11 protein-coding genes and 1 pseudogene are annotated in these 12743 nt (G+C 65.4%); 6 read left to right on the top strand and 6 right to left on the bottom strand.

What is annotated here, in order from left to right:
• The first annotated feature begins 179 nt into the window (after positions 1-179).
• Both M1E07_RS14830 and M1E07_RS14835 read left to right on the top strand, forming a co-directional pair.
• Positions 180-1205, top strand: a complete 1026-nt coding sequence (locus M1E07_RS14830) for an ATP-dependent 6-phosphofructokinase (protein ID WP_050054289.1) — start codon at positions 180-182, stop codon at positions 1203-1205.
• A 63-nt stretch (positions 1206-1268) separates the two neighbouring features.
• Positions 1269-1985, top strand: a complete 717-nt coding sequence (locus tag M1E07_RS14835; protein ID WP_461187400.1) for a GNAT family N-acetyltransferase — start codon at positions 1269-1271, stop codon at positions 1983-1985.
• Here M1E07_RS14835 and M1E07_RS14840 read toward each other — a convergent pair.
• From M1E07_RS14840 to M1E07_RS14865, 6 genes and pseudogenes are all read right to left on the bottom strand, one after another.
• Entirely contained in the window at positions 1947-3458 is a 1512-nt protein-coding gene (locus M1E07_RS14840; RefSeq protein ID WP_461187401.1) for a DHA2 family efflux MFS transporter permease subunit, read from the bottom strand. The genes M1E07_RS14835 and M1E07_RS14840 overlap by 39 nt on opposite strands.
• Before the next feature lie 49 nt (positions 3459-3507).
• Positions 3508-3957 (bottom strand): ankyrin repeat domain-containing protein, encoded by a 450-nt coding sequence (locus M1E07_RS14845; RefSeq protein WP_461187402.1) that lies wholly within the window; start codon positions 3955-3957, stop codon positions 3508-3510.
• On the bottom strand, positions 3957-5039 hold the full coding sequence (gene ygfZ, locus M1E07_RS14850) for a CAF17-like 4Fe-4S cluster assembly/insertion protein YgfZ (RefSeq protein WP_461187403.1): 1083 nt from the start codon (positions 5037-5039) through the stop codon (positions 3957-3959). The genes M1E07_RS14845 and ygfZ overlap by 1 nt, the downstream gene beginning before the upstream one ends.
• A 56-nt stretch (positions 5040-5095) precedes the next feature.
• Positions 5096-5667 (bottom strand): annotated as a pseudogene (locus M1E07_RS14855) (flavodoxin family protein).
• Positions 5668-5705: 38 nt separating this feature from the next.
• Entirely contained in the window at positions 5706-6314 is a 609-nt protein-coding gene (locus M1E07_RS14860; RefSeq protein ID WP_104042566.1) for a nitrobindin family protein, read from the bottom strand.
• Between the two features lie 169 nt (positions 6315-6483).
• Positions 6484-7251: a permease gene (locus M1E07_RS14865; protein WP_461187404.1), complete on the bottom strand. Its 768-nt coding sequence runs from the start codon at positions 7249-7251 to the stop codon at positions 6484-6486.
• 337 nt (positions 7252-7588) lie between these two features.
• Between M1E07_RS14865 and M1E07_RS14870 the strand changes: the two genes are divergently transcribed.
• The 4 genes from M1E07_RS14870 to M1E07_RS14885 all read left to right on the top strand — a co-directional run bounded on the left by M1E07_RS14870 (position 7589) and on the right by M1E07_RS14885 (position 12665).
• Positions 7589-8287, top strand: coding sequence for a winged helix-turn-helix transcriptional regulator (locus tag M1E07_RS14870; RefSeq protein WP_461187405.1), 699 nt, complete (start codon positions 7589-7591; stop codon positions 8285-8287).
• 50 nt (positions 8288-8337) lie between these two features.
• Entirely contained in the window at positions 8338-9306 is a 969-nt protein-coding gene (mshD, locus tag M1E07_RS14875; RefSeq protein ID WP_461187406.1) for a mycothiol synthase, read from the top strand.
• A 129-nt stretch (positions 9307-9435) separates the two neighbouring features.
• Complete coding sequence (locus tag M1E07_RS14880; RefSeq protein ID WP_461187407.1) at positions 9436-11685, top strand: RNA degradosome polyphosphate kinase; 2250 nt, start codon at positions 9436-9438, stop codon at positions 11683-11685.
• Positions 11686-11696: 11 nt separating this feature from the next.
• Positions 11697-12665, top strand: a complete 969-nt coding sequence (locus tag M1E07_RS14885; RefSeq protein WP_461187408.1) for an NUDIX hydrolase — start codon at positions 11697-11699, stop codon at positions 12663-12665.
• The last annotated feature ends 78 nt before the right edge of the window (positions 12666-12743 follow it).

A 12743-nucleotide genomic window follows, 5' to 3' on the forward strand; every position in this document is an offset into this window, starting at 1 on the left:
AACGAAGACCCCCGCTCCTGTTCGGAGCGGGGGTCTTCGTGGTTCGACGCAGGTCATCGCGATGGAGCGGGGCCTTTTGTAACCGGTTTGTGTCGTACCCCACACCCCCCACTAGACTCTATGTGAGCTCAGCGTGGCGCTCTGCCTGTACACCTTCTCCCAGGATTTGAGCCAGAGACATGAAAATTGGAATTCTCACCAGCGGTGGCGACTGCCCCGGACTGAACGCCGTGATACGCGGAGCCGTCCTCAAAGGCATTGCCATCCACGGCCACGAATTCGTGGGTTTCCTTGACGGCTGGCGCGGCGTCGTCGAGGGCGACATCATCGACATCCCCCGCACCATGGTCCGCGGCATCGCCAAACAGGGCGGCACCATCCTGGGCACCTCGCGCACCAACCCCTTCGAAAACGGCGGCGGCCCCGAGGTCATCAAAGCCCACATGGACCGGCTGGGCATCGACGCGATCATCGCGATCGGCGGTGAGGGAACCCTGGCTGCTGCCAAGCGCCTCACCGACGCCGGCCTGAAAATCGTGGGCGTTCCCAAGACGGTGGACAACGACCTCGACGCCACCGACTACACCTTCGGTTTTGATACTGCCGTTCAGATCGCCACCGAAGCCATCGACAGGCTCCGGACCACCGGCGAATCCCACCACCGCTGCATGATCGCCGAAGTGATGGGCCGGCACGTCGGCTGGATCGCCCTCCACGCCGGCATGGCCGCCGGCGCCCACGCCATCCTCATCCCCGAACAAAAGGTCAGCATCGACCAGATCACCGAATGGGTTAAGGAAGCCCACGCCCGCGGCCGCGCGCCCCTGGTAGTGGTGGCCGAAGGCTTCGTACCCGAGCACATGGAAACCCCGCACTCCGAACGCGGCCTCGACACCTTCGGCCGGCCCCGCCTGGGCGGCATCGCAGACCAGCTCGCCCCCGAACTTGAAGCCCGCACCGGCATCGAAACCCGCGCCACCATCCTGGGCCACATCCAGCGCGGCGGCGTACCGTCCGCCTTCGACCGTGTCCTGGCCACAAGGCTCGGCATGGCAGCCATCGACTCCGTGGTGGAAGGCTACTGGGGCACCATGGTGGCACTGAAAGGCACCGATATTGAGCACGTGGGCTTCCAGGAAGCCCTTGGCCAGCTCAAGACCGTTCCGCAAAAGCGCTACGACGAAGCCGCCGTCCTGTTCGGCTGAGGTGTTGTGCACAGTAACGGTGTCCTGTTCGGCCGGGCTCCCTGCCCGCCCTAGGCTGGGAGCATGACACTTGACCCCGGTTCTGCCGCCATCATCCAGCTTGCCTGGGCCCGGCGCCTGGGACTCGACGACGACGCCTTCGGAACTGCCCTGGCCTCCGGCGAGCGGATCGTCCGGGCCGACGAATCGGCCCGGACGGTGGAGTTCGTGCGCCTCTTCGGCAGTTCGGCACTCGTGGGTCCACAGTGGGTCATTGACGCCGCTGCGGGCATTCCGGATGAGGAGATGGCCCAGCACGTCACGCTCCTGACGCTGGCCCGCTCCCATGGCGGTCACGGCCTGGGTGCTGCCGCCTTGTTCTTCGCGGACGACCTGCCCCTGAAGCAGCCATCGGAAGAGATGACTGTTTCGCACGGCAACCCGGAGGCCATCGAACTGGAGGGCCGCTGCCCGCCGGACGACGTCAACGAGGTTGGCCTTTCGGACCTCGAAAACCGCTACACCATCATCCACGAGATTGACGGGCGCCGGGTACCCCTGGCCTGTGGCGCTTACTCCGAGTGGGTGGGCCTGCTGGCCCATTTGGGTGTCCTGGTGGATCCGGAATGGCGGCGCCGGGGCCTGGGCTCGCTGGCAGCGTCCATCGCGGCCCACGAAGCCCTGTCCGCAGGGCTCACGCTGCAGTGGCGGACGGACGTCAGCAATACCGGCTCCCTGGCGCTGGCCCGGAAGCTCGGCCTGTCAGCCGGCGGAATCCAGACCAGCGTCCACCTTGGCTGACGAGGCCGCCCCGCTGCCGCCCCAGCCCTGAACCGGCTGCGGCTTCGCAAAGAACAGTGCCACGACAGCGCCGACCAGGACCACTCCGGCGGGCAGCAGGATGGCCTGCCCCATCGCCGCCGAAAATCCGCTGTGCAGGGCCTCCGGCAAGCTGCCGGACAGGGCCATGCCCTCGCCCGCCGCCCCGCCCGCGGAAAGCTCGGCTGCGAGCCGGGACTGGATCAGCACGGCGATGGCTGCGCTGCCCAGCACCGCGCCGAACTGCCGGGTGGTGTTGTAGACACCCGAGCCTGCACCGGCCTGCCGCGGCGGAAGGTTGCGGGTTGCGGTGGTGCTCAGGGGCGCCCAGATGCCGGCGTTGGCAAAGCCCAGGACAGCACTGGGCAGCAGGAACATCAGGATGGGCGTGTCTGGCTGCATCAGGGCCGAGTTCCATACCAGCGCCACGGCCATCAGGGTCAGCCCGCCCGTGGCGAGGTACTTCGGGTTCACCCGGTCCACGATCTTCCCCACCACCGGTGCCAGCCCGCCTGAAATCAGCGCCATGGGCACCATGAGGAGGGCGGACTGCGTTGGGGTCAGGCCGCGGACCATCTGGTAGTAGAAGATCAGCGGCAGGCCGAAGGAGGTGACGGTAAAGCCCACCATGGTGATGCCAATGTTGGCGAGGGAGAAGTTCCGGTCCCGGAACAGCCCCAGCGGCAGGAGCGGCTCACCCTTGATAAAGCGCTGCCACACCACAAACCCCGTCAGCACGGCAAAGCCGGCGATGATGAGTCCCCACACACTGACCGGCCCTGTGATGGTGCCCCAGTTGTAGGTTTCGCCTTCCTGGATGCCGAACACCAGGAGGAAGAGCCCGACGGCGCTGAGCACCACGCCCGGAATATCGAACCGGTGCGGGTGGGTGCTGAGGGCGGGAACGTTCCGCCAGGCGAGGATAAAGCCGGCGATGCCCACGGGCACGTTGATGAAGAAGATCCACTGCCAGCCGAAACCGTCAACCAGCACGCCGCCGAGGATGGGGCCCACAAGCGTGGCCACGCCGGCGGTGGCTCCCCAGATGGCCATGGCGGCACCCCGCCGGTCGGGCGGGAAGATCCGGGTAATCACGGCCATGGTCTGGGGTGTCATCATTGCTGCGCCGAGCCCCTGGAGCACCCGCGCGGCAATCAGGGTTTGGATATCACCCGACAGGCCGCACCACAGCGAGGCCAGGGTGAAGACCACCAGCCCCGAGAGATACAGCTTCTTCGGCCCAAAACGGTCACCCAGCCTGCCTGTAATCAGCAGCGGGACGGCGTAGGCGAGGAGGTAGGCACTGGTGACCCAGATGACCGAGTTGATGTCAGCGCCGAGCTCCTCCATGATCCGGGGATTCGCCACTGAAACGATGGTGGTGTCAATCAGGATCATAAAGAAGCCGATCACCAGCGACCAAAGGGCCGGCCACGGCCTTGCTACTTTTTCCACCGGGTCATCCTTCGTCAGGGGGTTATCTGCCGGGCGGGACCCGGCGGCACTAGCCCAGGAGATCCAGGATCTCCTGGCGCGCGAACATCTGGGCGGCTGCGCGGGCAGACGGCGATCCGGCGTCCGGATCAGCTCCGGCATCCAGCAGGACGCGGGCAACAGCGGTGTAGCCCTTGAACGCCGCTCCTGCGAGCGGCGTCTGGCCGCGGTCATTGGCGGTGTCGGCTTCAGCGCCGTGTTTTAGGATGAGCTGAACGGTCTCCGCGTGGCCGTGGTAGGCGGCCAGCATCAGGAGTGAATCCCCGGCGGAGTTCGTCAGGGTGGCGGGAGCGCCGGCGTCGAGATAGGCATGCAGCAGCGCGGAGTCGCCTTCCCTTGCCGCTTGGAACAGCGTGTGCGCCAAAGCCAGCGCCTCGTCGTCGGGCCCACCCTGGGCCGCCGGAGAGTCGGACGGCACTGCGTTCGACTGCCCTGGGTCATGTGCGGCGTTTTCAGTCATTAGCGTGGCCCCTTGAGAAATCCGGTCTGGCGCCCCACCACCTGGCCGGCGTCGGGGGCGACGATGAGTTCCTGGGCGGCAGGGTAAGGTTCCTCGCCATCCAGGACCGTCAGTATTTCATCCGCACCCACGGAACGCTTTATGACTGCCAGGGCAACCGGCCCCATCTCATAGTGCTGGGCCACGGACGTCACCGTCCCCACCTTCCGCTCCCCCACCAGCACGGGGCTTCCGGCCTGCGGCAGGGTGTGCTGGGATCCGTCCAGCTGGAGGAACACGAGCCGGCGGGGCGGGTGCCCCAGGTTGTGCACGCGCGCGATGGTTTCCTGGCCCTTGTAGCAGCCCTTGGCGAGGTGCACGGCCGTGCGGAGCAGGTCCAGCTCATGCGGGATGGTCTTGTCATCGGTCTCGGCACCGATCCGGGGACGCCAGGCAGCAACGCGAAGGGCTTCTGCAGCGAGGACCCCGGCCAGGGGCCGCCCGTCCACAGCTGCTTCCAGCCCGGCGGCAGGAACCAGGTACTCAAACCACGGGCGTTCGAGGCCGGGATGGTTTTCCTCCGCAACCGTTGCATAGGAGTACCCGCCGGCGGAGACATGCGGCCACGGGTCCTGCCATGCAAGGTAGGAGGACCACTCGGGCACGGCCTTGGTGCTTCCCAGCACAGCCCAGTCGGCCGAGACGTCCGCGATCTCCACGCGCAGCATGAACTTCATCCTGTTCAGGAACTCCGCCAGCGGTGCTGCTTCGGCGGCCTCAACGAGCAGCCAGGTGGTCACGCCGTCGTCAATCACCCGGGCGTCGAAGTCGATCCTGCCCTGGACGCTCAGGAGGAGCAGTTCGCTGGACTCCCCCGGCTGCAGGTTGGTGACCTGCTGCGAGGACAGCGTGTTGAGCCAGCTCAGCCTGTCCGGCCCGCTGACCGTCACCACCCCGCGGTGGGAAAGGTCGACGACGGCGGTACCGGCTGCGAGTGCGCGCTGCTCGCGCAGCGGCTCACCATAGTGGGATGCGACGCCTGCGTCAGTGCCGGTGGCCTCAACGGCTCCAGGGCGCGACAACAGAGGGCTGGAAGTAGTCATACTGGGGGCAACGTCCTTAGGTCAGTGTCTATTCCGGTCCCGACGGCCTCGCGGGGTTAAGGAGCGGTTGGGGATCTGTACTCGGGATTTTCGAAATCAAACCGGGTTCCGGCCGCCCACTCCTGCGGCAGGTTGCCGTGGGCCGGGTAACCGCCGGCGTCCTTGAGGATCCGGGCAAGGTGCAGGAGGTTCCAGGTCATGAAGGTGGCGTTGCGGTTGGTGAAGGATAGAAGGCCCACTGGCCCTTGCTGTTGAGTTCGCCGGAGTGGGCGTAGAGGCGTTCAATCAACTTCTTGGTCTGTGAGGAGTTGTCGCCCAGCCAGATGGGCCCGGCCACCACCACAATGTCCGCGTCCTGGACCGCAGGGTACAGCTCCGGCCATTCGTCCGTGGGCCAGCCGTACTGGGTCATGTCCGGGTATACACCACTGGCGATGTCGTGGTCCACGGTGCGGATCACCCGCGTGCTGACACCCTGCTTCTCCATAATCAGCCGGCTGATCTTGATCAGGCCATCCGTGTTGCTGGCCTGGGGCGATCTCTTCAGCGTCCCGTTGAAGAAGACGGCTTTCAGGTCGCTGTAGTCCCGCGCGCTCCCCTGGGCCTGGACGTTTTGAAGATTCTCCAAGTTCCACGACCCGCTTTCGTTCCTCCGGACCGGATCGGTCAGGAAACTTTTTTGAGGAAGGCGGAGGCGTGGGCTTCCAAACCCTTGCCCTCCTTGCCGCCGACGGCGACGTCCCAGCGCCAGAGCAGGTTCCCGTCCACCAGGCCGAAGATGCGCGTGGCGGCGCTGTAGTCCTTGGAGTGGCTGCCGCGCATCACCATGTCTGTGGTGAGCTGGATCTGGGGTCCCTTGATCTGCCCGTAGTACAGCTCGGAAATTCCACCGGGATGCGAGATGGACACGGAGATGTCGAAGCCGCCCTCACTGTTGCGGAGGGCTTCCACCTCATCGGCACTCTTCAACGCCGGAACGATGTCCGCCGGGATCAGGCCCGGTCCGCCGTCGGCATCGAGTTGCTTGCGCTCCAGCGCCCAGAAGCCTGTTTCAACGGTCAGCGGCCGCAGGCGCGTGCCGTCGTCGTCCGTCAGCCAGCTCTCGGCACGGTACTGGAGATAAGCCAGCCCGTTGTGGGTGAAGGATACGTGCTGCAGGAAGTGTTCAGAATCCTCGTCCCCGGTGCCCAGGCGGCCGCGGCCCTCCCACTCCCCAATGAGCCAGGAAAGCGGGACAAGTTCTGGGGTCAGGTCTGTAGGAATTTCAATCGGCACAGCAAATACCTCGGGAAACTGCTAGCTCCGGAACGGGACTACTTCTGACCTTTGAACAGGCGGTAGACCACAAAGCCGGCAAACCACGCCATGGACAGGCTGGCGATGCCGAGCAGGACAAGGAAGAAGATTTCAAAAGCAAGTACGGACATGATGCCATCCTAACGCGTTAGTAGATGAGTAGTTTGTCTATGAAGTAAGCCAGGGAACCCACCGCCGAGACGGGTGCCAGCCCCATGCTAAGGGCAGCTGGAACATTAAGCGGTGCGCCGCGTAGCGTCACGAGCCGGCGGAAGCTGACCAGGACCGCGCCCACCACCACACCAAAAATGGCTGCGGGCAGAACGGCGATGTCGGAGAGGACCAGCCCTGCCAGCGGACCGGCAAGTCCCGCAAGGACGATGCCAAGGGGCGCGATGATGCTGTCGGGCCACCTGATCAAGCAGGCCAACAGGGCAACTGCCGCGCTGATGGCCGCCACCAGCAGCATCTCCCTAACCCCGTTGAACCGTGCGCCGGCGATCCAGCCCGCGCCGAGGCAGGCGAGCAGCACTCCCACCGAGCAGCCAAGTGTTGACTCCAGCCGTTGCGCCTGCCCTGTCCCGCGGATGAGCTGCACTACAAAGACGGCCATGATCCCCAAGGCGATAAAGGGCGGCGTCCAGTCCAAATAACCGGGAGCGGGGGCGTAAGCGGCGGCGAGCGCAGCGCCGGCTCCAGCCAGGGCAATCACCGCCGCGAGCGTCTTTTTAGCAGGAATCCGAAGGAAGTGGGGCCAGCCGATGCCCACCGCGGCCGCACTGGCCACGGCAACAGCGACGAGGGCCTCGCGGGAGGTGTAGACCCCTGCAATGATCGCGGCCAGCCCTGCGATGCCAGCCACACCAATGGTCCACGAGCCCAGGGAACGCACCGGCGCCTGCAGTTCCGCCGTCATACGGATCCCGGCCCGGGCTTAGTCTGTGCACTCACTGCGCTGCATCCCATCCTGCGTTGACCTTCGAAGGCGGTCCGCCCTCAGTGGCAGGGCATCGGGCCCTGCCACAATCCTGCCTTATGTGAACGGCATATGTCGCAAAACGTACCCTGATCCGGGGCCGACCAGTGGCAGCTTCGGGGCCGCCGGGTATACTCGGAGCTCAGCTAAGTTCCCTGCTGAGGTGGCCGTGACCGCTGCTGTTGGCAGAGTCCCAAACCGGGGCAGGGAGCCAGTACCGGCCGGTGAAAATCCGGTTCAGTCGCCCAACGATGCGCGGACGGCCCTTGGAGGAACAATGTCGCACATCCTGTTATTGACGAACAGCACCGGTTCTTCGGTGGACATCCTGCCTGCCTTGGAATTGCTGAACCACCGGGTCCACATCCTCCCCGCCGAGCCCACCGCCCTGCTGGAAACGGACCCCTGCGACATCGTGCTGCTGGATGCCCGCAAGGACCTTGTGGGGGCCCGCTCCCTCACCCAGCTCCTCAAGGCCACCGGCCTGAGCGCCCCGCTGGTGCTGATCCTCACCGAAGGCGGAATGGCTGCTGTCTCCTCCGCCTGGGCTGTGGACGACATCGTGCTGGAATCAGCCGGGCCCGCGGAGGTGGAGGCCCGCATCCGGCTGTCCGTGGCCCGGGCCGTCCCTGAGCAGGACGACGCTCCGTCCGAAATCCGCGCCGCCGGCGTCGTTATCGACGAAGCGAGCTACACCGCCCGCGTGAACGGGGCTCCCCTGAACCTGACGTTCAAGGAATTTGAGCTCCTTAAGTACCTGGCACAGCACCCCGGCCGCGTCTTCACCCGGCAGCAACTGCTCACCGAAGTATGGGGCTACGACTACTACGGCGGTACCCGTACCGTGGATGTGCACGTCCGGCGCCTGCGCGCCAAACTCGGCGCCGATCATGAAAACCTCATCAGCACCGTCCGCAACGTCGGCTACCGGCTCACCCTGGTGCGGCAGCAGGAAGACGAGCTGACGGAAGCCTGAGCAGGGCGGCCCGCGATCCGGCAGTCGTTGATCCCGTATAGCCTTGCCTCATGACTCCAGCGCACCCTGAGAAGTGGCCCGTCCATGTTGTTAAAGGCGGTGTTGACCGGCAGCTCCTGAAGGACTGCGGCGATCTGCTGGCTGCGGCGGAAGAGTCAGACGGCAATCCCGCCATTTCGGAGCAGACCCTCATCAGCATGCGTGCCGGTGATTCCGCGGACCACCAGGTGCTCACCCTGGCCCTGTACGCTCCGGATGAGGACTCTGATCCCTCCTCCGGCCAGGACCTTGCAGGGTTCGCCGCGGTGGTGGAAGAACCTGACGGCAGCGGCGTGGTCGAAATCGCCGTGCATCCCAGCTACCGCAACCAGGGTGTCGCGGACCGCCTCGTGGGCACCCTTCAGGACCGGCGCGGGCTGCAGGGACTGAAAGCCTGGTCGCACGGCAACCACGAGGCAGCCGCGGACCTTGCCGCCCGCTACGGCTACGTGCCCGTGCGCGAGCTGTGGAAGATGCGGATGACGACCGCGGCGGCGGAGCTTCCCGACGTCGTCCTTCCGGACGGCGTGTCCATCCGGGCGTTTGTGCCCGGCCAGGATGAGGACGGCTGGCTGACTGCCAACCGTGCCGCGTTTTCCCATCACCCGGAGCAGGGCAACCTCACCCGCGCCGACCTCGATGCCCGGATGGCTGAGGAATGGTTTGACCCCGCCGGCTTCCTCCTTGCCGTGAATGGGAACGGCCGGCTGCTCGGATACCACTGGACCAAGGTGCATCCGAGCCACGGCTCCCACCCCGCAATCGGGGAGATCTACGTGGTGGGCGTAACGCCGGAAGCGCAGGGTTCGGGCTTGGGCAAGGCCCTCACGGTGGCAGGCATCAAGTACCTTCAGGACCTGGGGCTGCACGCCGTCATGCTGTACGTCGACGCCGACAACGCGCCTGCGGTCTCCCTTTACCGGCGGCTGGGGTTCACGCGCTGGGACATGGATGTGATGTACGGCCCGGCAGCAGGTTAGTCCAATCCCTTGACGCAAGGGCCCTGCGGCGCTAAATCCAAGGCCTCCGGCTACTGATTGCTTGTAAGGTTGAAACAGAACCGCGCAGGCCGGATACGGCCGCACCAAGCGCCAGGTAAAGGAGATGCCATGAACCCGGAACCTTCCGGAGCAGCCACGTCCCAAGAGACTCCAGTCCCCGTGCGCGCCCGATTCGGCTCCTCGGAGGTTCCGGCGTCGCGGGCCACGCAGGACCGGATCGACATCCCGGATTTTGCGCCCAACCTGGAGCCCGAGGGCGACATCCGGCCGGACCGCTTCCTTGACCGGGAACTGAGCTGGCTCAGCTTTAACTCCAGGGTTTTGGAACTTGCCGAAGACGCTTCCCTGCACCTGCTGGAACGGGTCAGCTTCCTCTCCATCTTCGCGTCCAACCTGGACGAGTTTTTTATGGTGCGCGTGGCTGGCCTGAAACGGCGCATCGCCACCGGACTGGCCGTCCCCTCCCCCGCAGGGCTGAGCCCGGTGGAAGTCCTGGAAAAAATCGGTGAGGAAGCCCACCGGCTCCAGCAGCGGCACGCGCAGGTTTTTGCAGAGCAGATCCGCCCGGCCCTGGCTTACGAGCACATCCACCTGATGCACTGGGACGAACTGGATAGTGCCGCCAAACAGCAGCTCAGCCAGATGTTCGCCGAAAAGGTCTTCCCCATCCTGACGCCCCTGGCGGTGGACCCTGCACACCCGTTCCCTTACATTTCGGGCCTGTCACTGAACCTGGCCGTAGTGGTGCGGAACCCGGTCAGCGACAAGGAACTGTTCGCCCGTGTCAAGGTGCCGGACCAGCTGCCGCGGCTCATTTCCATTGATGGTCCGCGCGCCGGTGCGGTGGCAGGCCGAGTGGCGCGCTTCATCGCGCTGGAGGAAGTCATCGCCGTTCACCTGGACAAATTGTTTGCCGGGATGGAGGTCCTTGAGCACCACACCTTCCGGGTCACCAGGAACGAGGACGTGGAGGTTGAAGAGGACGACGCCGAGAACCTCCTGCAGGCGCTCGAGAAGGAACTGCTGCGCCGCCGCTTCGGCCCTCCCGTCCGGCTTGAGGTCACCAACGACATCAACCCCAATATCCGGGCGCTGCTGATCCGCGAGCTGGGCGTTGAGGAATCCGAGGTGTACTCCGTGCCGGCCCCGCTGGACCTCCGGGGCCTTTCGGTCATTGCCGGCATTGACCGCGCCGACCTGCACTACCCCAAGCATGTTCCGCATACCTCCCGGTACCTGAACGAGTCCGAGACCTCCAAGGCGGCCAACGTCTTCGCGGCGATGCGCCGCCGGGACATCCTGCTCCACCACCCGTACGACTCGTTTTCCACCTCAGTACAGGCCTTCCTGGAGCAGGCAGCGGCCGACCCGAAGGTCCAGGCCATCAAGCAGACCCTGTACCGCACCTCGGGCGACTCCCCCATTGTGGATGCGCTGATTGATGCCGCCGAGGCAGGCAAGCAGGTCCTGGCCCTGGTGGAAATCAAGGCCAGGTTTGATGAGCAGGCGAACATCTCCTGGGCCCGCAAGCTTGAACAGGCGGGCGTACATGTGGTGTACGGCATCGTGGGCCTGAAGACGCACTGCAAGCTCTCGCTGGTGGTGCGCCAGGAAGTGGACGGGCTGCGGCGTTACTGCCATATCGGCACGGGCAACTACCACCCCCGGACAGCCCGCTACTACGAGGACCTCGGCCTTCTCACGGCCAACGACCAGGTGGGCGAGGACCTCTCCAAGCTGTTCAACCAACTGTCCGGCTACGCGCCCAAGTCCACCTTCAAACGGCTGCTCGTTGCTCCGCGTTCGGTGCGTTCCGGGCTGATTGACCGGATTGAAACTGAAATCCGGAATGCCCGGGCGGGGCTGCCGGCCCGCGTCCAGATCAAGGTTAACTCCATGGTGGACGAGGCCATTATCGACTCGCTGTACCGTGCATCGCAGGCCGGGGTGAAGGTGGATGTAGTTGTCCGCGGCATCTGCTCACTGCGTCCGGGGGTTCCGGGACTCAGTGACAACATCACCGTCCGCTCCGTCCTGGGCAGGTTCCTGGAGCACTCCCGGGTGTTCGCGTTCGCGAACGGCGGTGAACCGGTGGTGTACATCGGCTCGGCGGACATGATGCACCGCAACCTGGACCGCCGGGTGGAGGCCCTGGTCCAGCTTGCCGCCCCCGATGACATCAACTACGTCCTGGACCTTTTGCGCCGCTATATGGCCCCGGAAACTGCAAGCTGGCACCTGGACAACGAAGGGAACTGGTCGCGTCACCACCTGGCCGATGACGGCAGGCGGCTTGAGGACGTCCAGTCCTTCCTGCTGGCGTCACGGCCGCGGCAACGCAGCCTGAGCCGACGGTAAGGGCTGCGGTTTTGTCGAGCGACGCACTCGTAGCTGACCAGACGGACCACCCAGGCGAACCGGTAGCCGTCACGGCTGCCGGGGCGCTGCCGTGGCGCCTCAACAAGGACACGCTTGAAGTACTGCTGATCCACAGGCCCCGCTATGACGACTGGTCCTGGCCAAAAGGCAAGATCGACGACGGCGAAACTATCCCCGAATGCGCCATCCGCGAGGTGCGGGAAGAGATTGGACTCACCGCATCACTGGGCATACCGCTGCCGCCAATCCACTACCACGTCGCCAGCGGCCTGAAGGTGGTGCATTACTGGGCCGTTAGGGTCAACGGCGACAGGCTGGTCCCGGACGGCAAGGAGGTGGACAGTGTGATGTGGTGCACCCCGGAAAAGGCGGCCCGCCTGCTGTCCAACCCCTCCGACGTCGAACCTCTTGAGCATCTCCGGGACGCCCACGAGCGCGGGGAGCTGAACACCTGGCCCCTCCTGGTAGTCCGCCATGCCAAAGCTAAGCCGCGCTCTTCCTGGACCAAGGCGGAAGGCGAGCGGCCGCTGGCTGCCACCGGAACGCGTCAGGCCCAGGCTGTGGGCCGGCTGCTGCAGGCGTGGAAGCCGCCCCGGGTTGTCACCAGCCCGTGGCTGCGCTGTGTCGCGACGGTTGCGCCCTATGCGAAGGCGGCCGGTGCAAAGGTAAAGCTGGAGGAAGCCCTCACCGAACACCGGCACGAGCGGAGCCCCAAGAAAACTGGGGCCGTCATCGAGGCCCTTCTCGACAAGCAGCGTGCGGTGGCCGTCTGCACCCACCGCCCGGCGCTGCCCACGGTGTTCGGGCAGCTGGCCAAACACATGCCCCCGCATCTGGCCGTCCTCCTTCCCGCCGAGGAACCATACCTGTCCCCAGGCGAACTGGTGGTGTGCCATGTGGCTCCGGGCGGGAAAAACAGGATTGTGGCGGTGGAACAGTTCAGGCCCTTCGACGACTGACTCCCCGCGGTGACTGCCGCGCTTGACCCGCAGAGTTTTGTATCAAACACTTAGTACACTGATGCATTCTTTTGGGGG

It is taken from the genome of Arthrobacter sp. Z4-13 (assembly GCF_054792705.1).

Bases quoted from the DNA above. Each gene is read 5' to 3' on its own strand.
- M1E07_RS14845 (WP_461187402.1), bottom strand. From the start codon at position 3,957: ATGACTGAAAACGCCGCACATGACCCAGGGCAGTCGAACGCAGTGCCG.
- M1E07_RS14880 (WP_461187407.1), top strand. From the start codon at position 9,436: ATGAACCCGGAACCTTCCGGAGCAGCCACGTCCCAAGAGACTCCAGTC.
- M1E07_RS14835 (WP_461187400.1), top strand. From the start codon at position 1,269: ATGACACTTGACCCCGGTTCTGCCGCCATCATCCAGCTTGCCTGGGCC.
- M1E07_RS14870 (WP_461187405.1), top strand. From the start codon at position 7,589: ATGTCGCACATCCTGTTATTGACGAACAGCACCGGTTCTTCGGTGGAC.
- M1E07_RS14830 (WP_050054289.1), top strand. From the start codon at position 180: ATGAAAATTGGAATTCTCACCAGCGGTGGCGACTGCCCCGGACTGAAC.
- ygfZ (WP_461187403.1), bottom strand. From the start codon at position 5,039: ATGACTACTTCCAGCCCTCTGTTGTCGCGCCCTGGAGCCGTTGAGGCC.
- M1E07_RS14865 (WP_461187404.1), bottom strand. From the start codon at position 7,251: ATGACGGCGGAACTGCAGGCGCCGGTGCGTTCCCTGGGCTCGTGGACC.
- mshD (WP_461187406.1), top strand. From the start codon at position 8,338: ATGACTCCAGCGCACCCTGAGAAGTGGCCCGTCCATGTTGTTAAAGGC.